The organism is Streptomyces sp. NPDC059037, assembly GCF_042740015.1.
Lineage (GTDB): Bacteria > Actinomycetota > Actinomycetes > Streptomycetales > Streptomycetaceae > Streptomyces.
This window is the reverse complement of the sequence record NZ_JBHYIG010000058.1, coordinates 14,019-37,053: the sequence shown is the minus strand read 5'-3', so window position 1 is coordinate 37,053 and position 23,035 is coordinate 14,019. Positions and strand designations below refer to the sequence as shown.

Here is a 23,035-nt window from a genome sequence, read left to right as displayed (position 1 = left end):
TGTTCCTCGGCCAGCTTCAGAAAGCGCGGGAAGAGACCGTTGCCGACCTCGCCCGCACCGTCCCACGAGAAGACCACGAACTGCGGGGGCGTCTGACCGGGCTCCAGCGGAACGGGCTTGGCGGGCTGCCGGGGCTGCTGCCCCGTAAAGGCCGTCGAACCATCCCCGATCGGCTTTGCCGATTGCTTGTCGCCGCCGCCGTTCCCGCCCTTGGCAGGACCTGCCGAATGACTGTCACTGCTGCCGCCGCCCGTGCCACAGCCCGCAAGTCCCAAAGCGGCCGCGGCACCGGCCCCGAGGCCCAGCATTCCCCTGCGACTGATGTCGCGCATTCCATCCCCTGTTCGTCGCGCCCTCGCCCCGCCCATGCAGGTCACGCAGGACGGACGCCTCGTTAGAGGGCACGAAGAACAGAGGGGTTCCGGTAACTAGGCATATATTTGGTGCCTTTTACCAAGAACGGACATACAGTCGCCAGCCGATTACCCGGCGTGGGCGCGCCCCGTTAGGGGCGCGAGGAACTGCGCGACAAGCCACAACGACGCCGCAGGTGAAATACGACACGTCACGGCAATTCCAGCGGAGCGCTCACGCTCCGAACGCCTTGTCCTTACCCTTCACCGGTTTGGCCCCTGCCAGGAGATGCGCGGGGACAAGATCCCGCGCAGGCTCCGTGTACCCCACCGACACGATCTTGTCGCCGCGGTACGTGAACGTCGTCAGCGAGGCCAGCGTGCACTGCCGCTTGCGCGGGTCGTGCCAGAGCCGCCGCTTCTCCACGAAGCTGCGCACGATCCAGATCGGCAGCTGGTGGCTGACGCACACCGCCTCGTGCCCGCGGGCCGCGTCCTTCGCCGCGTCGAGCGCGCCCATCATCCGCACGACCTGCTCGACGTACGGCTCGCCCCAGGACGGCTTGAAGGGGTTGACCAGGTGCTTCCAGTTCTCCGGCTTCTTCAGCGCGCCGTCGCCGACGCCGAAGGTCTTGCCCTGGAAGACATTGCCCGCCTCGATGAGCCGGCCGTCCGTCGCGAGGTCGAGGCCGTGCACCTTGGCGATCGGCGTGGCCGTCTCCTGCGCGCGGTCCAGCGGAGAGGCGACGACATGCGTGATGTCGCGGGACGCGAGGTGCTCGGCGACCCGGTCGGCCATCTGCCGGCCGAGCTCGGAGAGGTGGTAGTCGGGAAGGCGTCCGTAGAGGATCCCCTCCGGGTTGTGCACCTCGCCGTGGCGCATCACGTGGACGACGGTGAGCTCGTCGCCCGCTGCCGTACCGCTCATGCGGTGACCTCCGTAGCTTCCGCGGCCGCGCGCGCGGCACCCGGCAGGGCGGCGGCGATCCGCTCGATCGCCCGCTCGTCGTGGGCGGTGGACACAAACCAGGACTCGAACGCCGACGGCGGCAGATACACGCCCTGCGACAGCATCGAGTGGAAGAAGGCGGTGAAGCGGAACGACTCCTGCGCCTTCGCGTCGTCGTAGTTCCGCACTTCACGCTCGGTGAAGAAGACGGAGAACATGTTGGAGGCGTTCTGCAGCCGGTGCGCGACGCCCTCCTTGGTGAGCGCCTCCGTCACGAGCCCGCGCAGCTGCTCGGACACCGCGTCGACCTTCGCGTACGCAGCGTCGTCGAGGAGCCGCAGCTGCGCGAGGCCCGCGGCCGTCGCGATCGGGTTCCCGGACAGCGTGCCCGCCTGGTAGACCGGCCCGACGGGCGCGAGGTGCGCCATGACATCGGCGCGACCGCCGAAAGCGGCGGCCGGGAAGCCGCCGCCCATGACCTTGCCGAAGGTCATCAGGTCAGGACGTACGCCGTCGACGCCGTACCAACCCGCCTTCGACGTGCGGAAGCCGGTCATCACCTCGTCGGAGATGTAGAGGGCGCCGTTCTTGGCGCAGGCGGCCTTGAGGCCTTCGTTGAAGCCCGGCCGCGGCGGCACCACGCCCATGTTGCCCGGCGACGCCTCCGTGATCACGCACGCGATCTCTCCCGGGTACCGGTGGAAGACCTCGTGCACCGCGTCGAGATCGTTGTACGGGACCACGATGGTGTCGCCCGCCTGGGCGCCGGTGACGCCGGGGGTGTCCGGAAGGCCGAGGGTCGCGACACCGGAACCGGCGGCGGCGAGCAGGGCATCGACATGGCCGTGGTAGCAGCCGGCGAACTTGATGATCTTGGCGCGGCCGGTGAATCCGCGGGCGAGCCGGATGGCCGACATCGTGGCCTCGGTACCACTCGACACGAGCCGCACCTGCTCGACGGGCTCGATACGGGCGACGATCTCCTCGGCGAGCGCGACCTCGCCCTCGCCCGGCGTGCCGAAGGACGTGCCGCGCGAGACGGCCTCCTGGACGGCGGCGATCACATCGGGGTGGGAGTGGCCGAGGATCATCGGCCCCCACGAGCAGACGAGGTCGACGTACTCACGGCCGTCGGCGTCCGTCAGGTACGGACCGGTACCGGACACCATGAAGCGGGGCGTACCGCCCACAGCGCGGAACGCGCGCACGGGAGAGTTCACACCGCCGGGCGTCACGGCCGCCGCACGGTCGAAGAGAGTCTGCGAAACTGGGGCGCTATACGGGAAGCTCACATGAACCATGGTGTCAGAGGCTCCGGGCATCGTGTTCGGGCCCTGGTCCGGTCTCGGTCCGGGCCAGGTGCGCGGGCATCCTGCGGACAGGTGTTTCACCCCACGTTTTAGCGGGTGACCGTGGGGGAGGTCACTGACACGATGATCGGGTTGCGTGGCGGGCGCCGCGAGGCCTAGAAAAGCAGGGGCGGGGCGCCCTGGAAAAGCAGTCGGGTGGAGATATGCATCGCGGTGGCGGACTGGGCGAGGGGACCGACGGCCTGGGTCCCCGGCGTGCCCGGCGGATCGGCAAGCACCGGCGCGAGGCGGAAGCGGCCGACACGCAGACTCCACGTACGTCGGAGCTGGGCGATTCGGAGCAGGACCGGGCGGCAACCAGGAGTGGCCGGGTGGGCGGGGTGACGTACAAATACTTCGGAGCCCCGGACGGCGCGACCGCCGCCCGTGTGCCCATTTCGATGCGCCCCGAGGAGCTGGGTGGCGATGAGCTCGGCATGGGCGGCATGTTCACGAAGATCAAGCCGGAGACGGTGGCCGCGATGGTCCTGACCGGCATCGAGGGCATACCCCTGCACAAGGTCCCCCCGCTCGAACTGGTCGTCCTGCACCCCGACTACGCCGTGGTGAAGCTCCCCATGACGGTCGTCGACCCGCTGCGCGGCATCGGCGAGGAGTCGGTCGGCGCCGCGGCGTTCATCTGGTCCACGGTCCCCGACCGCGGCGGCCCGCGCGACGCGTTCAACGTGTACCAACTCCTGCACGAATGGCAGGACTTCAGCCACCGGCTGCATGACGCGGGGCATCAGGCGTACTGCCTGGTGTGGCCCTGAGGCCGTGACCCGCTCCGCCGGATCGGCGGTCGCGAAACCCCCGTTGCCCGGTACGCCGCTCTCGTGCCATCGGGCACCCGGACGTACTTCGATGATTCGTCCCGGACATCTCCGGTAAAGCTCCCGGATGCGCGTAGCCCGTGTATCGCGCGCCCGCGCTTCGTACGCTGGTTCCTGTGTGGAGCGTCCGACGACGGCTCCGCGCCGGGGGAAGGGACGTGGCAGTGGCCATGGGGGATACGGGAGTGCCGGCCTTAGGGAGAGTCCGCGTTCTGTCACTGCGGGGCGCCGTGCAGGGCGCCGGCATCCTGGTGATGCCGGGTGTCGTGCTGACCTGTGCCCATGTGGTGGCGTCGGCCGTCGGGGCGGGCAGAGACCGGCCGGCGGCGGCGCCGGCGGGCCCCGTTCTCATCGACGCGCCGGGGTATCCGGACAGCTCGGCCGGTGCGGCGAGCGTCGTGCCGGGCGGGTGGTTCCCCGGCCCGCTGTCCGGGGGGTCGGAGGGTGACCTCGCCGTCCTGCGCACCGCCTGGTCGCCACCCGAGGACCTGCTCCCCGCGCGGGTCGGCCCGTGCGGCGATCCGGACCGTCGCGAGGTGAGCGCGTACGGCCATCCGCCGGGCGTACCCGACGGGTTGTGGGCCTCGGCCCGCCTCGCCGGGCGCGGCGGGCCGCAACGGGACTGGATCCAGCTCGAGGGGCTCTCCGCCGCGGGCGCCCGGATCGGCCACGGATTCAGCGGGGCCGGTGTCTGGGATCCGGCGGGACGGCGGGTCATCGGAATGATCACCGCCGCCTACACCGACCAGCAGGCCAAGGTGGCCTGGATGCTCCCTCTGGAAGCCGCGGCGCGCATGTGGCCGCCACTGTCCCCGACAGTGGGGCCTCCCGGATCCGCCACGCCGCAGCGGGTACCGAAACCACCGTCCGACAAGGACCAGTTCGCCCTGGCCGACGCGCTCCTGGACGTGCCGCTGATCGAGGAGGACGGGGCGGCCGCACTGCGCCGCCTGCTGCCCACCCGCATCCGGCGCACCCTGCGCAGCAGCCCCCGCCTCCGGCTTCAGCTCTTCTACATCGTCCAGGGCTGCGCGGACCACCGCGGGGGCAGGCAGGCCCTGCTCGACGCCCTGCGCCTGCTGGACGACGAGTCGGCGCCCGCGAGCGCCGCGCTCGGCCTGTTCAAGGAGCTGTGGCCGACGACGCCCGGAGACGAGACCCCATGACGGCATCCCGGGGATCCTGGGGGCCACCCAAAATCCTCCTCGACGCGCTAGATGCCGTCCCGTCCTTCGAGGAGCCCGCGCTGCTCCACGAGTGCGCGCGCCAGGTGAGCCGTGCGCTGGGGGCCACCATCGCCGTGCCCGACACCAGCCGCCGGCGCATCGCCTTGCTGTTCCTGCTCAAAGAAGTGATGCCGTACCCGGACGGCTTCCAGGTGCTCGGCACCGTCGTCTCGGCCCTGGAGGGCGAGACACGCCACATGGCGCGGGTACGGACGGCCATCGCGCTCGCCGAGGTGCCCGTCTTCCCGCCCCACAGCTGGGAACGGCTGATGGCCCTGCTCAGCGGCCTGGAGGTGCTCGATGTCGTCGGGGCCTTCCAGGAAGCCCTCGGCCGTCATCCCGATCCGCTGCCGCCGCACTGCGCGGAGCCCTGGTCGGCGGTGCTGCACGCGGCCACGCTCAACGCCCGGCCCGGCGAACCGCTCCCGTGCGTGCTCCTCGTCGAGTTCTTCGCCCGTCACGCCAAGGGGCAGCAACAGCAGGAACTGCTCGACTGGGCGCTGGAGCACCGTCTGCAGCCCGAGTCGTACGTGGACGCCCCGGCCGCGCACCCCGACACCTGCCGGCCCGTGCCGCCCCCGCCCCCGCCCCCGGCCGCACCACCGGAGGCGGCGGACTCCGTCTGGGCCCCCGGCGCCTGCCTGTTGATCCGGCTGCGTCCGCTGCCGGATCCCAATCACGAAGGCGAGCGGCTGCTCTCATACTGGTGGCAGGCCTGCGGCCCCGACCCCTATCCGGTGCGGGGCGGGGATGTGCGCGTCGACGTTGCCGAACTGCCCGAGCATGTGAAGGCGCTGGTGGAGCAGGCCGAGACGGGCTGGGCGTACTTCTGGAAGGAAGACCTCACGCTGGAGTTCCTCTTCCCCCGCGATCTCCTGGACCTGCCGGTGGAGAGCTGGGCGAAGCGGGGCTTCCATGATGCGAGCGGCACCCTCGGCGAGGACCATCCGGTCGTTCTGCGCAGTCTCGAAAGGGTGGAACGCACCGACACACATGGCCGTTGGGCCAAGCGCTGGGACGCACTGATGACCGACCGCGGGGGGCCGGTCCACTGGTTTCCGGACGACGGCCGGGCCCGCCTGCTCACGGATCCGCAGCCGGTGATGGTCGTTCTGAGCGAGCCCCCCGGCTGTCGCAGAAGTCGCTCCGGGGTCGATGAGCTGGGAGAGTCGCTCCGGGCGGGCGTGCCGATCGTGGTCTGGGACCGCCGCGGTGGAGTCGATCCCGCCTTCCGTGACGAACTGCTGAAACTCACGGTTCGGGCAGGAATCCATCAACTACCCGACGCAGTCAAATCGTTGCGCATTGAGGCCGGGGGCGAGGATCCTGCTGAGGGCGGCTCCTCTACGCTCGGCCGGCACGCAGCATTGCTCTGGGACGACCCGTATCGCCTACCAGGTGAGCGGGGAGAGGCGGCGGATTCTTCCGCCCAGGGGGGAGGGTAGGGCGACATGCTTCCAGACGGCGGCGCATCCAGGGAGACACGTCCGATGCGCGACGCGCACACAGCGGGCTCCGCACCGGCTCAGGACGGCGCCCTGGAGCAGCGCTGGTGGATCTACCGGGGCACGGGGCAGCCCCTGTACGACACCAGCCTCGGCGCGCTTCTCCCACCTCCCCCGCCATGGCGCCGGTTCACCGGCGGGCCCGTGGTCGCACCGCCCCCAGCCGACGACGAGGAGATCGAGCGCAGGCTGGGGCAGGCCTCCGCGTCGTCCACCGGTTCTGACCAGCTCAGGCGCGAGGCCGACATGGTGAACGCCGCCCTGTTGCTGCGCCGGCCGCTGCTGGTGACGGGGCGTCCCGGAACGGGCAAGTCCTCACTCGCGTACCGGATCAGCCGGGAACTGAAGCTGGGCCGGGTGCTGCGCTGGCACATCACGAGCCGCACCACACTTCGTTCAGGTTTGTACGACTATGACGCGATCGGCCGCGTTCAGGACGCGGCGGCGTTACGCACCCTGCGCGACGCGGGCGGCGGCGCCGACCGGGCGACGGACGGCCGAACGCCGAGCGAGGAGGAGCTGCCGGGGATCGGCGACTACGTCCAACTCGGCCCCCTGGGTACGGCACTTCTGCCGCACGAAGTCCCCCGCGTACTCCTCGTGGACGAATTGGACAAATGCGACCAGGATTTGGCGAACGACCTGCTCAGCGTCTTCGAGGAGGGGCAGTTCCCCATCCCGGAGTTGCTGCGGGCCCAGCGTCAGCACCCCCGCGTGACGGTCATGACCGACGATCCGCGGCGCGACGCCGAGATCGTCGGCGGCACGGTCACCTGCCGAGCCTTCCCCGTCGTGGTGATCACTTCCAATGGCGAGCGCGAGTTCCCCCCGGCCTTTCTCCGCCGTTGTCTGCGGCTTCGCATGCCGGACCCGGACCGCCCGCAGCTGGTCGACATGGTCCTGGCCCACCTCCGGGACGCGGTGGACGGTCCGCCGGACTCCGCACGGGCCGACGGTCTGGTCGACCGCTTCCTGCGCAACAGCCGGGAACGGGGCGGACTCGCCGTCGACCAGCTGCTCAATGCCGTGTTCCTGGCGACTTCGGGACGCTTCCAGGGCGACAACGAGGAGGCTCTGGAGGACCTCGTGGACGCGCTGTGGCACCGGCTCGACGGAGCGGGGGCGGAATCGAGGGCCGGATGACGGGATCGCCCCAAGACTCCCCGCCCCCGTCCACGCGGCCGGAGCGAGCGCGCGGCCCCGTCCCTGAAGGGGAGTTGCCGACCTGGACGGAGCTGGCGGACGCGCTGTATCTGGCGGCGTACCAGGACGCGGCCGTGCCTCTGTTCGACATGCCGGGACGCGCGGCCCTGACCCGCGGCGAGCGGCACAGCCGCCCCTCGGGCGAGCCCGCGAGGCCCCAAGTACCTGAAGAACGCACAGAACCCACAGACCCTGCAGAACCCGAAGAGCACGGCCACCCGACCGCCGAGGCCCCCGCGCCCGAGCAGCACAGCCGCCCCGACGACTCCTCGTCGCCCGAGGAACAGCTCGGCACCGGCACCGTGGACGAGGACGGCCCGATGCTCGGCGAACTCCCCTGGGCGGGGCCCGTTCCGGGGAGTCGGTTCCTCGCCGCCCCTTCCGGTGACAGGAGGGCGGACCAGGGCGGCCGCCCCGTACTGCCCCGGCTCGCCGACTCCCTCGCGCTCAGCAGATCGCTGCGCCCGCTGCGTCTTTTCCGCACCTCGCCGCACGAGCTGGAGCTGGACGAGGAGGCGACCGCCGAGCAGGCCGCGCTGACCGGGATCTGGACGCCGGCCTGCCATTCACTCCCGGAGAGGCGCCTGGATCTGACGCTGCTTGTGGACGCGGGCGACTCGATGGTCCTGTGGTCACGCACGGCACGCCAGATCGCCGAACTGATGGAACAGACAGCGGCGTTCCGCACCGTGCGGCAGGTCAGCTGGAACCTGGACGACGACGCGGGGGCGGGCATCCCCCCTGCGGAGATCAAGGCGGGTGAAGGGCATCTGCTGCTCGTCGTCACGGACGGCGGCCACCGCGCCTGGCGCACGGGCCTGGCCGCCGCGAAGCTGCACCGGCTCGGCCAGTTCTCCCCCGTCGCCGTGCTGAGCCTGATCCCCCAGCATCTATGGGATCTGACGCTGCCCACCGCCACCCGCACCCGGCTGCGCGCTTCGGCCCCCGCCCTGCCCAACCGTTCGTACGAAGCGGACTGGAAGCACCCGCACGCCGACGCCCTGGGACCCGAACCCGATCCTCCTTCCGAACCGGGCAGTGAGAACGCCGTCCCCGTGCCCGTCGTCGAACTGCGGCCGTCCTCACTGGGCCGGTGGGCCCGCCTGGTGGCCGCTGCGGGCGGCGGCGACTGGCAAGGGCTCGCGGCCCTGTGGACCGCCTCGGGCAAGGACCTGCGCTCGGCGGCGGTCGGCCCGGTGCCCGAAGACCTGGCCGACATCGTGACCGAACCGGCGAACGCGGCGGCGGACCCCGCCGAACCGTCGGCGGTCCAGCGCGCCAAGCGGGCCGCCGCCATGGTGCGCCGCTTCAGGGCCACCGCATCGCCGGCCAGCTACGCCCTGGCACAGAGGCTCGCAGCGGCGCCCCTCAACCTCCCCGTCATGCGGCTGCTGCAACACGCCCTGCCGGGAGCGCGGTTCTGGAACCTGGCGGAGATCGCACTCCTCGGCCTCGTGCACCGGACCGACGAAACGGCCGACGCCGAGGACGCCCACCGCGTGTCCTTCGACTTCCGGGCAGGCGTACGAGAGGAGCTCCTCGCCCTCGGCAACCGCGCGGAGACGATCCGCGCGCTGCGCCAGATCGAGCACAACCTCGGTCCCTGGCTGGAGGCGGTGTGGGGTTCGGGCGGCAGCGCCCTTGTGGCCCCGGAGAGCGACCATCCGGACCCGCCGATGACCGAACAGACACGCCCGTTCGTAGCCCACCTCTACACGACGCTGTGCGCCGTGTCCGGGCCCTACCTCACGCGCGCCAACCACCTGGGCCGCCTGCTCCAGAGCACCGCTCCGGGACCCGCGCGGGCAAGCTCCACCGTTGGTCCACCCATAGTGAGGCATAAGCGTCCATCAGGGTACTCATCCGCCGAAATGCGGTCAAAGTTGAAGAACCAACCCACGGACGCGCTACATTACGGCGGGCCTCAATCGCCGGAAACGGCGAACACCCCGCGCCCCACGGGGACTTCACATACGCCCCCGCCCCCCGCGCCCCCCGCCACGACCGTTCCCGCCCCCGCGCGTTCACGACAAGGAGGCATCCCCGTGTCAGCCGGTCTGCCCGTTGCTCCGGGCCCCCGAAGCCCGCACGATCCACCCCGAATCTGGGGAAACGTACCGCAGCGGAACCGGAACTTCACGGGACGGGAGGTGCTGCTCGAAAGCCTGCGAGAACGACTGCGCAGCGGCGTCACCGCGGTCCTGCCGGAGGCCCTGCACGGCATGGGCGGCGTCGGCAAGTCCCAGATCGCCATCGAACATGTGTACAGGCACAGTCGGGACTACCGGCTCATCTGGTGGATCCCCTCCGAGCAGGAGAACCAGATGGTCCAGTCGCTGATCGAACTGGGCGAGCAGATGGGCCTGCAGGCGGGATCCGAGATGAGCGCGGTTCCCGCGGTCCTCGACGCCCTGCGCCGGGGCGAACCGTACAGCGATTGGCTCCTGGTGTTCGACAACGCCGAGAACCCCAAAGTGGTACGCAAGTACTTTCCCAGTGACGGACCAGGACGCATCATCGTGACGTCCCGTAACTTCCAGTGGTCCACCGACGCCAGCTCACTAGAGGTCGACGTGTTTGCCCGTGAGGAAAGCGTCGCTCTGCTGAGGCGCCGCAGCTCCCAACTGCCCGACGAAGCCGTCGACCACCTCGCCGCCGCCCTGGGCGACCTGCCGCTCGCGGTTGAACAGGCCGCGGTCTGGCTGGCGGAGACCGGGATGCCCGTACAGCAGTACCTCGAGGTGTACGAGCGCAACTTCACCGAACTCATGCAGTCCGAGCCACCCGGCGACTACCCCCTGTCGGTGGCGGCCGCCTGGAACGTGTCCCTCGGACGGCTGCGGGAGACCCGCCCGGACGCCCTCCAACTCCTGCAGGTCTGCGCCTTCTTCGCTCCCGAGCCCATCGAGTGGGACCTGTTCTCCGCGGTGCGTGGGATCTCCGTCCCGCCGGAACTGCAGAGCGCTCTCGACGACCCGGTCAAGCTCGGCCGGGCGGTGCGCGAGATCGGCCGCTACGCCCTGGCCCGCATCGACCACCGGCAGAACACGGTCCAGATGCACCGACTGGTCCAGCGCGTGCTCATCGAGCAGATGAACACCCAGGAGCAGGCGACGATGCGGCACGCCGCCCACCAGCTGCTGTCCCACGCCGACCCCAGAAACCCGCAGCGCGTCACCTACTGGCCGCGCTACTCGTCCCTTCTCACCCATGTGCGGGCCTCCAACGCGGTCGAGTGCGAGGAGCCCTGGACCCGTCGGCTCGTCCTGAACGAGGTGTGGTTCCTGCGCGCCCGGGGCGACCACGCCGCCGCGCTGTCCCTGGGAGAGCGCGCCGCGGAGATCTGGCGCGCGCGGCTGGGCGAGGAGCACGAGGAGGTCCTCGGGATCGACCAGCAGATCGCCCAGGCGCTGCGCGAACAAGGCGTCGACCTCGGACGCGCCTACAACCTGCAGTCCGGGCTTGTGGAGCGCTTCCGCAGGGTCCTCGGCGAAGCCCACGAGGACACGCTGCAGGCCCAGAGCTTCATGGCCGTCCACCACCGCAACCGGGGAAACTTCGGCGAGGCGCGGGAGATGGACAAACGGGTCTACGACACCAGCCTCATGGAGTTCGGCGCGGACGACCCGGCCACCCTCCTCGCCGCGCACAATTACGCGGTGAGCCTGCGCCTGGCCGGAAACTCGGAGAAGGCCCTGGAGCTGGACTACGACACCTGGCAGCGCAGGGTCGAGACCCTGGGCGAGGACCACCTCTACACGCTGACCACCCGGGACGCGTATCTGCTCGACCTGCAAGAGGTCGGCCGGTACGAGGAAGCACTCGAGGGCTACGAGCTGCTCGCCGAAGAGGTCGGCGAGAAGCTCGGTGAGGCGCACCCCTTCACCGCGCTGGTGAACCGGAGCCGATGCGTGACACGCCGCAAGAAGGGCGACCACGAGGGCGCGTACCAGCTGTCGCGCAGGTACATCGAGCTGACCAGCGACATCTTCGGCGTCGGCAGCCGCCATCACCTCCTGATGGCGGTCAGCCACGCCAACGACCTGCGTCAGATCGGCAAGCTCCAGGAGTCACGCACCCTGAGCGAACAGGCGCTGGAGCAGCACCGCAGCAGCTACGGCAGGGAGCACCCGCACAGTTACGCCTGCGCCATGAACCTCGCGGTGACCCTCAGGCTGCTCCAGCGGCCGGAGGCCGCGCTGGAACTGGACCGGGAGACGGTCGAAGGCCTGACCCGCTCGCTCGGTGAGGCACACCCCCGGACCCTGCTCGCCCGGATGAACCTGGCCAGCGACCACTTCGCACTCGGCAGGCCGGATGAGGCCCACGCCATCGACAAGGCCGTGGCCGAGGAATCGGCACGACTGCGCGAGGACCACCCGGCGAACCTGGCCGTCCAGCTCAATCTGAGCTACGACCTGAAGGCGCTGCGCAGGACCGAGGAGAGCGAGCATCTGTACGCCGAGGCACTCAAGCGCTACCGCAGCGCTCTGGGCCCCTCCCATCCCGCCACGCTGGACGCCGAGAAGGGGCTGCGGGCCAACGCCGACATCGACCTGATCTCGCTCTAGGCAGGCGCGTCCGGTACCGGCCAGGCGTGTACGGGGCTGTCCTCGGCCCCGGACGCGTCGGCGTCGGCCAGCCAGGCGGCCAGGCGCATCGGATCGGGGAAGCCACCGCGCGCCGCGGCGACGGCACGGCGGACACCCGCCACCGCTTCGGGCCGGTTCAGGAGCACCGCGAAACCCGCTCCCCGGGCCTCCCGCGGAAGCGCGAGCGCGGCGCCGATCCACGCTTCGGCGTCCTGCGGATCGCGCGTGGTCCACTCCGCGTAGCCGAGCGCCGCCTGCTCGGCGTCCCTCGCGATCGCCGCGTACTCGGCCAGACGCGCCGGATCGCCGCTCGCCTCCGCCTGCCGGCGCCCGCGGGCGAAGAGGTCCGGCGCCGACAGGCGATACCTGGCCAGCGGCCCGAACGTGTCGAGGCGGATCAGGTCCGGACGCGGGCGCAGTGTCGCCGACGGCAGGGCGGGAGCCTGCCGCCCGGCCGACCAGGCGGCCGCGCACCGCTCCGCCGCCGACCGCGCCACCTCCAGATGCCGCGCCCGCCACACCGCACGCCGCAACGCGCAGTAATCACGGGCCAGTTGACCCGGCACGGCGAGCACGTCGTCCTCCTGCCACTCCCGCACCGCGGCCGCGATCTCGTCGATGAACAGCCGCCCCGCCTCGGTCAGATCACCATCGGCCGCGAGCGCCGCGACGGCCTCCCGCACCTGCTCCCTGAGCACGGCGAACTCGAAATCCGCCCGCTGCGCCTCCACTCCTGTCACCTGTGCGCGGTGCCTCCGCCAGAACCGCGCGACCCCCGCGAAAGCGAACACCCCGTGCAGCAGACCGAGCGCTGGCCGGGGGTCACTTCGCCACGGCGCGTAATAAAGCCGCCGCCATCCCTCGGGCCCGCCTCGCCGATCCTCGTCGGCTTGGACCAGCGGCACCAGACCGAGCAGCGCGTTCAGTTGCTGATGCCGGGTCTCGTGGACGAGGACCGCCGCCGTCTGGGTCACGTCGTACGGCAGGGACAGGGTGATCGAGCCGAAGGCGTCGACCGAGGACGCGCTGGCGACCAGACCGCCCCTCGCGGTCCGGAACGGCCTCGGCACCAGCACTCTGACCAGCCCCCTGAGCGCCGCGGCGTCCGCGGGGGACTCCCGGTCCAGCAAGGCGTACGCACCGGCGAGACGGTCCTCCCACAGCCGCAGTCGGCGCTCCCCCGACCGGCCGGGGGACTTCGGGTAGCGCGTGAAGTCGCGGTACGGCGTCACCGTGTCCAGCCACGGCCCCGCCGCCCCGTGCGCACGCGGCGCACAGCCCGACAGCGTCCGCAGCGGACGCCACCCCGGCGCCGCCGCCGGCGGGGGACGGGGCAGTCGCACCCTCGCGAGTTCCCCGAGCACTATGGCGCCGTCCCGCTCCACCCGGACCTCCGCCGCGCTCCACCGGCGCCGCGCCACCGGGCCCGCCACCCCCGCACCAGGCACCCAGACCATGCCGCGGTGGGCGGGCACCCGCAGCACCGCGCGGACTCCGGCCCGCAGCGCCGCCGCCGCGGCCACCGCCTGGAACTGGCCGAGATCGGCCCACAGCGGCGCGGAGGAATCCGCCGTGGCGGCGGATCCGCCCAGGCGTCTCAGCAGGCGCAGGGCCCAGGCCATGACAGCGGGATCAGTGAGCACCGTCTCCACCGCCTCGGGAGACTGCCGCTGCGCCGCGCACAGCAGATGCCAGGCCTCCTGGCCGGAGGGAACGCCACCCGGACGCCAGACGCCGCGGGCCGCGTCGTCGACGTGATCCAGCAACGCGCGCAGAACCAGCAGGAGTTGACTGCGCTGTCCGGAACGCAGCATCATCAGATCGGCCTCGTCCGCCCGGCCCGCCGCGATGGCCCTGAGCGACTCCCGGGACACTCGGTGCACGTCCAGCGGCTGCCCGTCCAGCGGCTGCACGGTGACGGTCACCGCCCGCCCGGACCACGCCCGCGCAGGAATCTCATTTCCTCGCTGTTGGCTTCGTTGAGGGTCCCGTACGCGAGGGTCGCCCGCTGATCCGCCCTGCTCAACGCGCGTCGCAGCACGGGATCGTCACTGGAACGCAGCTCCACCAAAGAGATCCCGGACAGATCAACGAGATCGGAACAGAAGTCCTTCGCAGACTCTGCCATACCGTGATTCCCCCTGATGTGGTGGTCTGGCGGCTCGGGGTGCGCTTCCATGGTGGCCGCAACGGCTCTCCAGTGGAAGACGGCCGCAGGTCATACAGCCTGAGCCGGCGCGGACGCGAGGCAGACACCCAAGGGGGCGTACATGACTCAGTTGCTGCGGTTCCCGGCGCAGAACGGCGACGGATTCGTGGTCGTGGAGGTGGCGGAGGACGAACCCGGAGTGGTCGAGGTGTCCCGTCTGGGTACCGCCGTGGCCGACGCCACCGCCTCGTTCGAGGAGGGCGTCGACCGTATCCGCGGCGCGGCCGCGAACGCCGTCGGGCGGCTGCGGGACATGCCGAGCCGCCCCGATGAGATCAGCCTGGCGTTCGGCATGCGGTTCAACGCCGAACTCGGCGCCGTCATCGCCAAATCACAGGGCGAGGCGCATGTGACCGTCACCATGACCTGGCGTTCGGACACCACCAGCGGCTGAGCCCCCCTCGCTTCTCGCTACTCGGCCCGCAGCGCCGCGAGCTGCCGCTCGAAGGGGATCAGCTCCTCCTCCTGGACCGGCGCGGGCCGCATGATGCCGGCCAGTTCTCCGGCCGCCCGCTCGATGCGCTCGTCGAGTCCGTCAGCTCCCCAGTCCTCGGACGCCGCGTACACGGCCGTCGGCAGGACGACCGCCCGCAGGTAGGCGAACAGCGGACGCATCGCGTGTTCCAGCACCAGTGAATGGCGCGGAGTGCCGCCGGTCGCCGCGATCAGGACCGGCGTACCGGCGATCGCGTCCTTGTCCATGACGGTCAGTACGTCGAGGAAGGACTTGAACAGGCCGCTGTACGAGGCGGAGAAGACCGGTGTGACGGCGATCAGGCCGTACGCGCCCTTCACCGCTTCCGCGGCCGCGCTCAGCCCCGGGCCGGGGAATCCGGTGACGTAGTTGTGTGCGATCTCCACGGCCAGGTCGCGCACTTCGACGACCTGGATCTCCACGTCGGTGCGGCGTCCTGCGGCCGCCGCCAGGCGGTCGGCCAGCAGGCGGGTGGAGGACGGGACGCTCAGTCACGCCGAGACGACGACGAGCTTCATGCGGTGACCTCCTCGGTCTGTGCGGCCGCCGCCGCGCGTGCGGCGTGCGTCGGTGCGTCCGGGACGTTCGCCGGGCGGTTCTTCGCGAACTCCTCGCGCAGGACGGGGACGACCTCCTCGCCGAGGATGTCCAGCTGCTCCAGGACGGTCTTCAGCGGCAGGCCCGCGTGGTCCATCAGGAACAGCTGGCGCTGGTAGTCGCCGACGGCGTCGCGGAAGGACAGCGTCCGCTCGATGACCTCCTGCGGGGAGCCGACGGTCAGCGGGGTCTGGGACGTGAACTCCTCCAGCGAGGGACCGTGCCCGTAGACCGGGGCGTTGTCGAAGTACGGGCGGAACTCCCGCACCGCGTCCTGGGAGTTCTTCCGCATGAAGACCTGCCCGCCGAGCCCGACGATCGCCTGCTCGGGCGTGCCGTGTCCGTAGTGCGCGTACCGGTTGCGGTAGAGCTCGACCATCCTCTTGGTGTGCTCCTGCGGCCAGAAGATGTTGTTGTGGAAGAAGCCGTCGCCGTAGTACGCCGCCTGCTCGGCGATCTCCGGGGAGCGGATCGAGCCGTGCCAGACGAAGGGCGCCACGCCGTCCAGCGGGCGGGGCGTGGACGTGAACGACTGCAGGGGCGTACGGAACTTGCCCTCCCACGTCACGACGTCCTCGCGCCACAGGCGGTGCAGGAGCGCGTAGTTCTCGACGGCGAGGCTGATGCCCTGGCGGATGTCCTTGCCGAACCACGGGTAGACCGGGCCGGTGTTGCCGCGGCCCATCATCACGTCGGCCCGGCCCTCGGCGAGGTGCTGGAGCATCGCGAAGTCCTCGGCGATCTTCACCGGGTCGTTCGTGGTGATGAGGGTGGTGGAGGTGGAGAGGATCAGGTTCTCGGTGCGGGCGGCGATGTAGCCGAGCATCGTGGTGGGCGAGGACGGGACGAACGGCGGGTTGTGGTGCTCGCCGGTCGCGAAGACGTCGAGCCCGACCTCCTCCGCCTTCAGCGCGATGGCGACCATGGCCTTGATGCGCTCGTGCTCGGTGGGGGTGCGGCCCGTGGTGGGGTCCGGCGTCACGTCACCGACGCTGAAGATCCCGAACTGCATGCCGGATCCGGACTGCATGGCTGACTCACTCTCCGCAGGTCATGTTGTTGACTGTTCAACTATACCTACGGAACGGGGGTCGGCCGGGTGGTATTCCCGGCGGCGCCCGGCGCTAGGCGGCCGCAGGCGCCCAGCCCGGGTCACGCCCCGTCTCGCCCAGCAGTTTCTCCAGCTCGGAGGCGGCGCCCGGCACCTCCACCTGCTCCCCGAAGACGCCCATCCTCCGGGCGGTGGGCGCGAGGCCCGCGACCGTCTCGCGCAGCGTCTTCAGTACGCCGCTGCCCTCCGGGGCGGGCTCGTACGTCTGTCCCGTGGCGCGGGCCAGGTCCCAGGCGTGCACGGTCAGATCGAGCAGCACCATGCAGCCGACGGTCCGCGCGGACATGTTCATCGCACCCGTGGTGCCTTCCTCGGCGCCGGGCGCGGACCAGGCGGCGATCAGCTTTCCGGTCTCGTCGGCGAAACGCTCGCGCCAGTCGGGGCCCTGCGCGACGTAATCGACGCTCTGCTCGAAGTCGGCGTCCTGCTTGGCGGCCAGCGCCTGGAACTGGACGATCACCAGGAGGAGGTGGTTGACCAGGGACTTCACGTCGTACTCGGCGCAGGGAGTGGGCGCGGCGAGGCGGTCGTCCGGGATCGCGCGGACCACGGGGACGGCCCGCTCGACGGCCGCGCCCAGGAGATCGCCGATCTTGTTCACCGGGGCCTTGTTCACGGAGGTGTCAGTCATGCTCCGACCGTACGAGCGACCCGCTCGCGCAGGCTTGAAGAAACGCGACGGATGCGCCGCGGGCCCGGCATACGATCCAGCCATGGCCGATGCCCCCGACCCGCGCGACACCCCCCGCACCGACACCAAGGGCATCGTCGACGCCGCCGGACTCCTCGCCCGCACGCGCTTCCGCCGCCACCTGGCCGCCCCCGCACTGCGCCCCTACGTGGAGCAGTACTGGCTGATCGACTGGGACCTGACCCAGCCCTACGCCTCGCACGTCGTGCCGCACCCGTCCGTCAACGTCGTCTTCCAGGCACTGGCGGGACAGCAGCCCTTCGCCGAGGTGGCGGGCATCGGGCTCGACCTCTTCACCCAGAAGCTGGAGGGCCGCGGCCGGGTGTGCGGGGTGAAGTTCCGGCCCGGCGGCTTCCGCCCGTTCGCGCCGTCGGCCCCGGTGTCCGAGTGGACGGGGCGGCGGCTGCTTCCCCTGACGGAGGTCTTCGGCGACGTACGCGAGGACCACTGGGTGGACGCGGTGCTCTCCCCCGACGACGAGCATGCGCGCGTGGCCGCGCTCGACGCCTTTCTGCTGAGCCTCGGCCCCACCCCCGACCCGCAGGCGGACCACGCGATGGCCCTCGCCGAACGCATCCGCACGGACCGCACGATCCGCCGCGTCGGCGACTTCGCGCACACCGAGGGCATGTCGGTACGGGCGCTGCAGCGGCTCTTCGCGGCGTACGTGGGGGTGGGCCCGAAGTGGCTGATCCTGCGGCACCGGATCCACGAGGCCCTGGAACGCGCGGAGTTGGAGACGGACGTGGACTGGGCCGACCTGGCCGGCACGCTCGGCTACGCCGACCAGGCCCACCTGATCAGGGACTTCACGGCGACGGTGGGGGTCCCGCCGACGGCGTACGGAAATTCCGGCCCGTAAGTCCCTAAGCCCCTAAGCCCGGAAGTCCGGAAGTCCGGAAGTCCGTAACTGAACCGCCTTGACAGCACCGGCCCCTCTCCCGCACATTTATCTGCGTCACGCAGCTTCTGCACGGCGCCGCACAAATCTGACCCTGCCCCGCTGTGGCCGCGTACCCAAGACCTCTCGTATCGCAGATGAAGGACCCCACCGTGCACACGGACTCCGCCACGCCCACCGGCGAGGCCACGACCAAAGACCACCCCCCGACGACCCCGGGGCGAGCCTGGGCCGTACTCGCCGTCGTCCTCGCCGCCGACGTCCTCGACCTCGTCGACGCCACCATCACCAACGTCGCCGCCCCCACCATCGCCAAGGACCTCGCCGGCGGCCCCGCCCTCGTCCAGTGGCTCGGCGCCTCCTACGCGCTCGCCCTCGGCGTACTCCTCGTCGTAGGCGGCCGCCTCGGCGACAAGTACGGCAGACGGCGGCTCTTCCTCCTCGGCCTCGCCGGATTCACCGCCGCCTCCGTCGCCTGCGGACTCGCCTTCAGCCCCGAATCGATCGTCGTCGCCCGGCTCGCCCAGGGCGCCTTCGGAGCGCTCGTCATCCCGCAGGGCTTCGGCATCCTCGGCGCGGTCTGGCCACGCGAACAGATCGGCAAGGCGTTCAGCCTCTTCGGGCCCGTCATGGGGCTCTCCGCCGTCGGCGGCCCGATCCTCGCCGGATTCCTCATCGACGCCGACATCGCGGGCCTCGGCTGGCGCACCATGTTCCTGATCAACCTCGTCCTCGGCGGCGCCGCCCTCATCGCCGCGGCCCGGCTCCTGCCCAAGGACTCCGGCGACCGCGCCACCTCCGTCGACGGCATCGGCTCCGCGCTGCTCGGCGTCACCATGCTCGGCCTGCTCTCCGGCCTGATCGAAGGCTCCACCAACGGCTGGTCCACCGCCCCGGTCGCCCTGATCGGCGCTGGACTCCTCTCCTTCGCGCTCTTCTGCCGCCGCCAGCGCACCGCCGCGAGCCCGCTGATCCAGCCCTCGCTGCTACGCAACCGGGGCTTCACTTCGGGCCTCGTCCTCGGCGTCGTCTTCTTCGCCGCCGTATCGGGCCTGCTCTACGTCGTCTCGCTCTTCCTGCAGACGGGCCTCGACCGCTCGCCCTCGGGCGCCGCACTGAACCTGATGCCGCTCTCCGCGGGCATCGTCATCGCGTCCATCGCCTGCTACCGGCTCATCGGCAGATTCGGCCGCACGCTCATCCTCGCCGGACTCCTGATCACCCTGGCCGGCACGGGCTCACTGCTCGCGCTGGTCGCCATCTCCGGTACGGAGGTGAGCAGTTGGGCCCTCGTGACGCCCATGCTGGTCATCGGCCTCGGCATGGGCACCTGCTTCGGCACCGTCTACGACGTCACCATCGGCGACATCGCCCCCGCCGAATCGGGCAGCGCAAGCGGCTCACTGAGCGCGGTGCAGCAGCTGGCCAACGCGATCGGCGCGGCGACCGTCACCACGGTCTTCTTCAAGACCGTCCACGACGGCCCCGCCCACGCCATGACCGTCAGCCTCACCGTGGTCGCGGGCATCACACTGCTCTGCTGCCCCCTCGTACGACTGCTTCCGCGCAAGGCGCAGGAGGAGCAGCACCACTGAGCGCTCCGCGGGAAGGGCAGTAATGAACCCGCGGGCCGGTGGGGGCTTGTCGCGCAGTTCCCCGCGCCCCTTACGGGGCTACTCAGTCGTCCAGCTCCCCGCCCCGCAACCGCGCCACCTGCGCCGCACTGAACTCCACGGTGCGGCGCATGTGGCCGATCAGCAGGGCCAGTTCATCGTCGTCGTACCGCTCGAAGAGGGCGAACCAGCCGCCGCTGAGCCTGCCCCACATCCGCCCGAACTCCGCGACCTTCTCCGGCACGGTCGAGACCAGAACCCTGCGCCGGTCGGCGGCGTCCCGCTCGCGCACGACATAGCCCGCCTTCTCCAGACGGTCGACGAGCCGCGTCGCCGAGCCGGTCGTCAGACCGGTCAGCTCGGCGATACGGCCCGTGGTGACGGGCTCGGCCTCCAGGCTGAGCAGGTTCACGCACTGCAGATCCGTGGGGTGCAGCTTCAGATGATCGGCGACGGCCTGATTGAAGAGGGCGTACGAGGCCATGTAGCGCCGCGACTCGACGGACAACTCGTCCACCAGAGCCGCACGCCGCCCACCGGTCTTCTTGCTGGCCACGACGGACCACCCTCCTCCAGACATCTGCGTCAGACAGAAATCGTACGACGCAGAGATCCGAGCCGGAGCGGCACCCAGGGCGGCCCATGCCACGATCTCCCCATGCTCATCGCCCGCTCCGCCGCCCTCTTCGCCCTCGCGGCCCTCTTCGAGATCGGCGGCGCCTGGCTCGTCTGGCAGGGCGTGCGCGAGCACAAGGGCTGGGCCTGGATCGGCGCGGGCGTCATCGCGCTCGGCGTGTACGGCTTCGTCGCCACCCTCCAGCCGGACGCCGAGTTCGGCCGCATCCTCGCCGCGTACGGCGGCGTCTTCGTCGCCGGTTCGATCGCCTGGGGCATGGTCGCCGACGGCTACCGGCCCGACCGCTGGGACGTGACGGGCGCGCTGATCTGCCTCGCGGGCATGGCAGTGATCATGTACGCCCCGAGAGGCCGCTGAGGACAACGATGGCCCCGCCTATCCTTGGCGAAGGACAGCGCAAGAACGTACGTACGCATCAGGACGCCCAAGGAGCAGCCATGACCGCCGCCGCGAACGCCGCGCCCGCCTCCCGCATCGCGATCGTCACCGGCGCGAGCAGCGGCATCGGCGCCGCCACCGCACGGCAGCTCGCGGCCGCCGGCTACCGCGTCGTCCTCACCGCCCGCCGCAAGGACCGCATCGAGGCACTCGCCGCGGAGCTCACGGCCGCGGGCCACGACGCGATGGCGTACGCGCTCGACATCACCGACCGCGCGGCCGTGGACGAGTTCGCGACCGCCTTCCGCAAGGTCGCGGTCCTGGTCAACAACGCGGGCGGCGCACTGGGCGCCGACACGATCGCCGCGGGGGACCCCGCCGACTGGCGCCAGATGTACGAGACGAACGTCATCGGCACCCTGAACGTCACCCAGGCCCTGCTCCCCGCACTCACCGCGAGCGCCGACGGCACGATCGTGGTCCTCTCCTCCACCGCCGGCCACGGCACATACGAGGGCGGCGGCGGTTACGTGGCCGCCAAGCACGCCGAGCACGTCCTCGCCGAGACCCTCCGCCTGGAGATCGTCGGCACCCCGGTCCGCGTGATCGAGGTCGCCCCCGGCATGGTCAAGACGGAGGAGTTCGCCACGACCCGCTTCGGCGGCGACACGGAGAAGGCGGCGAAGGTCTACGCGGGCGTGGCCGCCCCCCTCACGGCGGACGACGTGGCGGACACGATCACCTGGGCGGTCACCCGCCCGCCGCACGTCAACATCGACCTCCTGGTGGTCCGCCCCCGCGCCCAGGCCTCGAACACAAAGGTCCACAGGGAACTGTGATGCCGACCCCCGAAGAGACACCGTCCCCTGGGCCGGAACCGACCGCCGAACAGCGGCGGCTGACCCAGGAGACGAAGAACGAGAAGCTGATGTGGTGGTACCTGGCGTACTTCCTCTTCGGCATCCACATCATCGCGTTCGTGATGATCTTCGCGATCAAGCACGCGAAGTAGCCTCCGCTCGCGGCGGATCACCCCTTGACGCAGATGACCTGCTTGAGCTTGGCCACGACCTGAACCAGATCCCGCTGCTGATCGATGACCTGCTCGATCGGCTTGTAGGCGCCCGGAATCTCATCCACGACACCCGAGTCCTTGCGGCACTCGACGCCCCGCGTCTGCTCCTCCAGGTCCTGCGTCGAGAAGCGCTTCTTCGCGGCGTTCCGGCTCATCCGCCGACCCGCGCCGTGCGAGGCCGAGTTGAAGGACTTCTCGTTGCCGAGACCCTTCACGATGTACGAGCCCGTGCCCATGGACCCCGGGATGATGCCGAAGTCACCGCTGCCGGCGCGGATCGCGCCCTTCCGGGTGACCAGCAGATCCATCCCGTCGTACCGCTCTTCACTGACGTAGTTGTGGTGGCAGGAGATCACTGGCTCGAAGGTCACCTTCGCCTTCTTGAACTCCTTGCGGACCACGTCCTGGAAGAGCCCCATCATGATCGAGCGGTTGTACTTCGCGTACTCCTGGGCCCAGAAGAGGTCGTTCCGGTACGCCGCCATCTGCGGGGTGTCCGCGACGAAGACCGCGAGGTCACGGTCGACCAGGCCCTGGTTGTGCGGCAGCTTCTGGGCCACGCCGATGTGGTGGTCGGCGAGTTCCTTGCCGATGTTCCGGGAACCGGAGTGCAGCATCAGCCAGACCGAACCCGACTCGTCGAGACAGAACTCGATGAAGTGGTTTCCGGATCCAAGCGTCCCCATCTGCTTGGTGGCCCGCTCCTGGCGGAACTTGACCGCATCGGCGACCCCGTCGAACCGCCCCCAGAAGTCCTCCCACCCCGAGGTGGCGAACCCGTGCAGGCGGCCCGGATCCACGGCGTCGTCATGCATCCCACGCCCGACCGGAATCGCCTGCTCGATCTTCGACCGCAGCCGCGACAGATCCCCCGGCAGATCGTTCGCCGTCAGGGACGTCTTCACCGCCGACATCCCGCAGCCGATGTCCACACCCACCGCCGCGGGGCACACCGCGCCCTGCATCGCGATCACCGAGCCGACCGTCGCGCCCTTGCCGTAGTGGACGTCCGGCATGACCGCCAGGCCCTTGATCCAGGGCAGCGTCGCGACGTTCTGCAGCTGCTGCAGCGCCACGTCCTCGACCGAGGCCGGGTCCGTCCACATGCGGATCGGTACCTTTGCCCCGGGAACCTCCACGTACGACATAACGTCCTCATTCCCCCGTAGCTGAACCAAAGTATTGAAAGTCTTGAAACGCAAATACCGGCGCCAAGGTCAACGAATCGGATGACGGACCGGCGTCCACGGCTGTGCGTGCGATACACATTGTGTCCACCGGTCGCCCACCAGCGGCAACCGAATATCCCCCGACATCCCCGGCGAGAAGGAGCCCATA

General features: G+C 70.5%; 20 protein-coding genes and 1 pseudogene. 11 read left to right on the top strand and 10 right to left on the bottom strand.

What is annotated here, in order from left to right:
* The 3 genes and pseudogenes from ACFWY6_RS15040 to hemL all read right to left on the bottom strand — a co-directional run.
* Positions 1-332 (bottom strand): annotated as a pseudogene (locus ACFWY6_RS15040) (hypothetical protein); the annotation flags it as partial.
* 256 nt (positions 333-588) lie between these two features.
* Positions 589-1,281 (bottom strand): histidine phosphatase family protein, encoded by a 693-nt coding sequence (locus ACFWY6_RS15035; RefSeq protein ID WP_384689547.1) that lies wholly within the window; start codon positions 1,279-1,281, stop codon positions 589-591.
* Complete coding sequence (gene hemL, locus ACFWY6_RS15030; protein WP_384689544.1) at positions 1,278-2,603, bottom strand: glutamate-1-semialdehyde 2,1-aminomutase; 1,326 nt, start codon at positions 2,601-2,603, stop codon at positions 1,278-1,280. The genes ACFWY6_RS15035 and hemL overlap by 4 nt, the downstream gene beginning before the upstream one ends.
* Positions 2,604-2,983: 380 nt before the next feature.
* On the opposite strand from hemL, the gene ACFWY6_RS15025 reads away from it, so the two are divergent.
* The 5 genes from ACFWY6_RS15025 (at position 2,984) to fxsT (ending at position 11,989) form a co-directional block, all read left to right on the top strand.
* The gene (locus ACFWY6_RS15025; protein WP_135332860.1) at positions 2,984-3,424 is read left to right on the top strand and encodes a hypothetical protein; all 441 of its coding nucleotides are present in this window, start codon (positions 2,984-2,986) and stop codon (positions 3,422-3,424) included.
* 290 nt (positions 3,425-3,714) lie between these two features.
* On the top strand, positions 3,715-4,650 hold the full coding sequence (locus ACFWY6_RS15020) for a trypsin-like peptidase domain-containing protein (RefSeq protein WP_384689542.1): 936 nt from the start codon (positions 3,715-3,717) through the stop codon (positions 4,648-4,650).
* Positions 4,647-6,155 carry a hypothetical protein gene (locus tag ACFWY6_RS15015; RefSeq protein WP_384689540.1) on the top strand — a complete coding sequence of 503 codons (1,509 nt, stop codon included), beginning with the start codon at positions 4,647-4,649 and terminating at the stop codon, positions 6,153-6,155. The genes ACFWY6_RS15020 and ACFWY6_RS15015 overlap by 4 nt, the downstream gene beginning before the upstream one ends.
* Before the next feature lie 45 nt (positions 6,156-6,200).
* Positions 6,201-7,358 (top strand): AAA family ATPase, encoded by a 1,158-nt coding sequence (locus ACFWY6_RS15010; RefSeq protein ID WP_384689538.1) that lies wholly within the window; start codon positions 6,201-6,203, stop codon positions 7,356-7,358.
* A gap of 74 nt (positions 7,359-7,432) precedes the next feature.
* Positions 7,433-11,989 (top strand): FxSxx-COOH system tetratricopeptide repeat protein, encoded by a 4,557-nt coding sequence (fxsT, locus tag ACFWY6_RS15005; protein WP_384689536.1) that lies wholly within the window; start codon positions 7,433-7,435, stop codon positions 11,987-11,989.
* On the opposite strand, the gene ACFWY6_RS15000 is transcribed toward fxsT, so the two are convergent.
* Together ACFWY6_RS15000 and ACFWY6_RS14995 are read right to left on the bottom strand one after the other, a co-directional pair.
* The gene (locus ACFWY6_RS15000; protein ID WP_384689535.1) at positions 11,986-13,935 is read right to left on the bottom strand and encodes an aKG-HExxH-type peptide beta-hydroxylase; all 1,950 of its coding nucleotides are present in this window, start codon (positions 13,933-13,935) and stop codon (positions 11,986-11,988) included. The two genes, fxsT and ACFWY6_RS15000, sit on opposite strands and share 4 nt — an antisense overlap.
* Complete coding sequence (locus tag ACFWY6_RS14995) at positions 13,932-14,138, bottom strand: hypothetical protein (protein WP_384689532.1); 207 nt, start codon at positions 14,136-14,138, stop codon at positions 13,932-13,934. The genes ACFWY6_RS15000 and ACFWY6_RS14995 overlap by 4 nt, the downstream gene beginning before the upstream one ends.
* Positions 14,139-14,280: 142 nt before the next feature.
* On the opposite strand from ACFWY6_RS14995, the gene ACFWY6_RS14990 reads away from it, so the two are divergent.
* A complete protein-coding gene (locus tag ACFWY6_RS14990) occupies positions 14,281-14,613 on the top strand; it encodes a CU044_2847 family protein (RefSeq protein WP_384689530.1) in 333 nt (110 codons plus the stop codon).
* Between the two features lie 17 nt (positions 14,614-14,630).
* Here the strand turns inward: ACFWY6_RS14990 and ACFWY6_RS14985 are convergent, their stop codons facing one another.
* From ACFWY6_RS14985 to ACFWY6_RS14975, 3 genes are all read right to left on the bottom strand, one after another.
* Positions 14,631-15,185: a CE1759 family FMN reductase gene (locus ACFWY6_RS14985; RefSeq protein WP_384689556.1), complete on the bottom strand. Its 555-nt coding sequence runs from the start codon at positions 15,183-15,185 to the stop codon at positions 14,631-14,633.
* A gap of 23 nt (positions 15,186-15,208) precedes the next feature.
* The gene (locus tag ACFWY6_RS14980; RefSeq protein WP_384689553.1) at positions 15,209-16,303 is read right to left on the bottom strand and encodes an LLM class flavin-dependent oxidoreductase; all 1,095 of its coding nucleotides are present in this window, start codon (positions 16,301-16,303) and stop codon (positions 15,209-15,211) included.
* A 112-nt stretch (positions 16,304-16,415) separates the two neighbouring features.
* Positions 16,416-17,033 carry a TIGR03086 family metal-binding protein gene (locus tag ACFWY6_RS14975; protein WP_384689528.1) on the bottom strand — a complete coding sequence of 206 codons (618 nt, stop codon included), beginning with the start codon at positions 17,031-17,033 and terminating at the stop codon, positions 16,416-16,418.
* An 82-nt stretch (positions 17,034-17,115) separates the two neighbouring features.
* Here ACFWY6_RS14975 and ACFWY6_RS14970 point away from each other — a divergent pair, with 82 nt between their 5' ends.
* Positions 17,116-17,955 (top strand): DUF6597 domain-containing transcriptional factor, encoded by an 840-nt coding sequence (locus ACFWY6_RS14970; protein WP_384689526.1) that lies wholly within the window; start codon positions 17,116-17,118, stop codon positions 17,953-17,955.
* Between the two features lie 176 nt (positions 17,956-18,131).
* Positions 18,132-19,589 (top strand): MFS transporter, encoded by a 1,458-nt coding sequence (locus tag ACFWY6_RS14965; protein ID WP_384689524.1) that lies wholly within the window; start codon positions 18,132-18,134, stop codon positions 19,587-19,589.
* An 82-nt stretch (positions 19,590-19,671) separates the two neighbouring features.
* Here ACFWY6_RS14965 and ACFWY6_RS14960 read toward each other — a convergent pair whose 3' ends face one another.
* Complete coding sequence (locus ACFWY6_RS14960; protein ID WP_384689550.1) at positions 19,672-20,091, bottom strand: MarR family winged helix-turn-helix transcriptional regulator; 420 nt, start codon at positions 20,089-20,091, stop codon at positions 19,672-19,674.
* Between the two features lie 174 nt (positions 20,092-20,265).
* Here ACFWY6_RS14960 and ACFWY6_RS14955 point away from each other — a divergent pair, with 174 nt between their 5' ends.
* The 3 genes from ACFWY6_RS14955 to ACFWY6_RS14945 all read left to right on the top strand — a co-directional run bounded on the left by ACFWY6_RS14955 (position 20,266) and on the right by ACFWY6_RS14945 (position 21,634).
* Entirely contained in the window at positions 20,266-20,601 is a 336-nt protein-coding gene (locus ACFWY6_RS14955; protein WP_160506481.1) for a YnfA family protein, read from the top strand.
* An 80-nt stretch (positions 20,602-20,681) separates the two neighbouring features.
* On the top strand, positions 20,682-21,461 hold the full coding sequence (locus ACFWY6_RS14950) for an SDR family NAD(P)-dependent oxidoreductase (protein ID WP_384689521.1): 780 nt from the start codon (positions 20,682-20,684) through the stop codon (positions 21,459-21,461).
* A complete protein-coding gene (locus ACFWY6_RS14945) occupies positions 21,461-21,634 on the top strand; it encodes a hypothetical protein (RefSeq protein WP_384689518.1) in 174 nt (57 codons plus the stop codon). Before ACFWY6_RS14950 ends, ACFWY6_RS14945 begins: the two co-directional genes overlap by 1 nt.
* A 17-nt stretch (positions 21,635-21,651) precedes the next feature.
* Here the strand turns inward: ACFWY6_RS14945 and ACFWY6_RS14940 are convergent, their stop codons facing one another.
* Entirely contained in the window at positions 21,652-22,845 is a 1,194-nt protein-coding gene (locus ACFWY6_RS14940) for an RtcB family protein (protein WP_360780887.1), read from the bottom strand.
* Positions 22,846-23,035 lie beyond the last annotated feature (190 nt).

Excerpts from the sequence above, each read along its gene's own strand:
- hemL (WP_384689544.1), bottom strand. The coding sequence starts at position 2,603 with ATGGTTCATGTGAGCTTCCCGTATAGCGCCCCAGTTTCGCAGACTCTC.
- ACFWY6_RS14980 (WP_384689553.1), bottom strand. The coding sequence starts at position 16,303 with ATGCAGTTCGGGATCTTCAGCGTCGGTGACGTGACGCCGGACCCCACC.
- ACFWY6_RS15015 (WP_384689540.1), top strand. The coding sequence starts at position 4,647 with ATGACGGCATCCCGGGGATCCTGGGGGCCACCCAAAATCCTCCTCGAC.
- ACFWY6_RS14940 (WP_360780887.1), bottom strand. The coding sequence starts at position 22,845 with ATGTCGTACGTGGAGGTTCCCGGGGCAAAGGTACCGATCCGCATGTGG.
- ACFWY6_RS14995 (WP_384689532.1), bottom strand. The coding sequence starts at position 14,138 with ATGGCAGAGTCTGCGAAGGACTTCTGTTCCGATCTCGTTGATCTGTCC.
- ACFWY6_RS14970 (WP_384689526.1), top strand. The coding sequence starts at position 17,116 with ATGGCCGATGCCCCCGACCCGCGCGACACCCCCCGCACCGACACCAAG.
- ACFWY6_RS14990 (WP_384689530.1), top strand. The coding sequence starts at position 14,281 with ATGACTCAGTTGCTGCGGTTCCCGGCGCAGAACGGCGACGGATTCGTG.
- ACFWY6_RS15035 (WP_384689547.1), bottom strand. The coding sequence starts at position 1,281 with ATGAGCGGTACGGCAGCGGGCGACGAGCTCACCGTCGTCCACGTGATG.
- ACFWY6_RS14955 (WP_160506481.1), top strand. The coding sequence starts at position 20,266 with ATGCTCATCGCCCGCTCCGCCGCCCTCTTCGCCCTCGCGGCCCTCTTC.
- ACFWY6_RS14960 (WP_384689550.1), bottom strand. The coding sequence starts at position 20,091 with ATGGCCTCGTACGCCCTCTTCAATCAGGCCGTCGCCGATCATCTGAAG.
- ACFWY6_RS14950 (WP_384689521.1), top strand. The coding sequence starts at position 20,682 with ATGACCGCCGCCGCGAACGCCGCGCCCGCCTCCCGCATCGCGATCGTC.
- ACFWY6_RS14965 (WP_384689524.1), top strand. The coding sequence starts at position 18,132 with ATGAAGGACCCCACCGTGCACACGGACTCCGCCACGCCCACCGGCGAG.
- ACFWY6_RS14945 (WP_384689518.1), top strand. The coding sequence starts at position 21,461 with ATGCCGACCCCCGAAGAGACACCGTCCCCTGGGCCGGAACCGACCGCC.
- ACFWY6_RS15010 (WP_384689538.1), top strand. The coding sequence starts at position 6,201 with ATGCGCGACGCGCACACAGCGGGCTCCGCACCGGCTCAGGACGGCGCC.
- ACFWY6_RS14975 (WP_384689528.1), bottom strand. The coding sequence starts at position 17,033 with ATGACTGACACCTCCGTGAACAAGGCCCCGGTGAACAAGATCGGCGAT.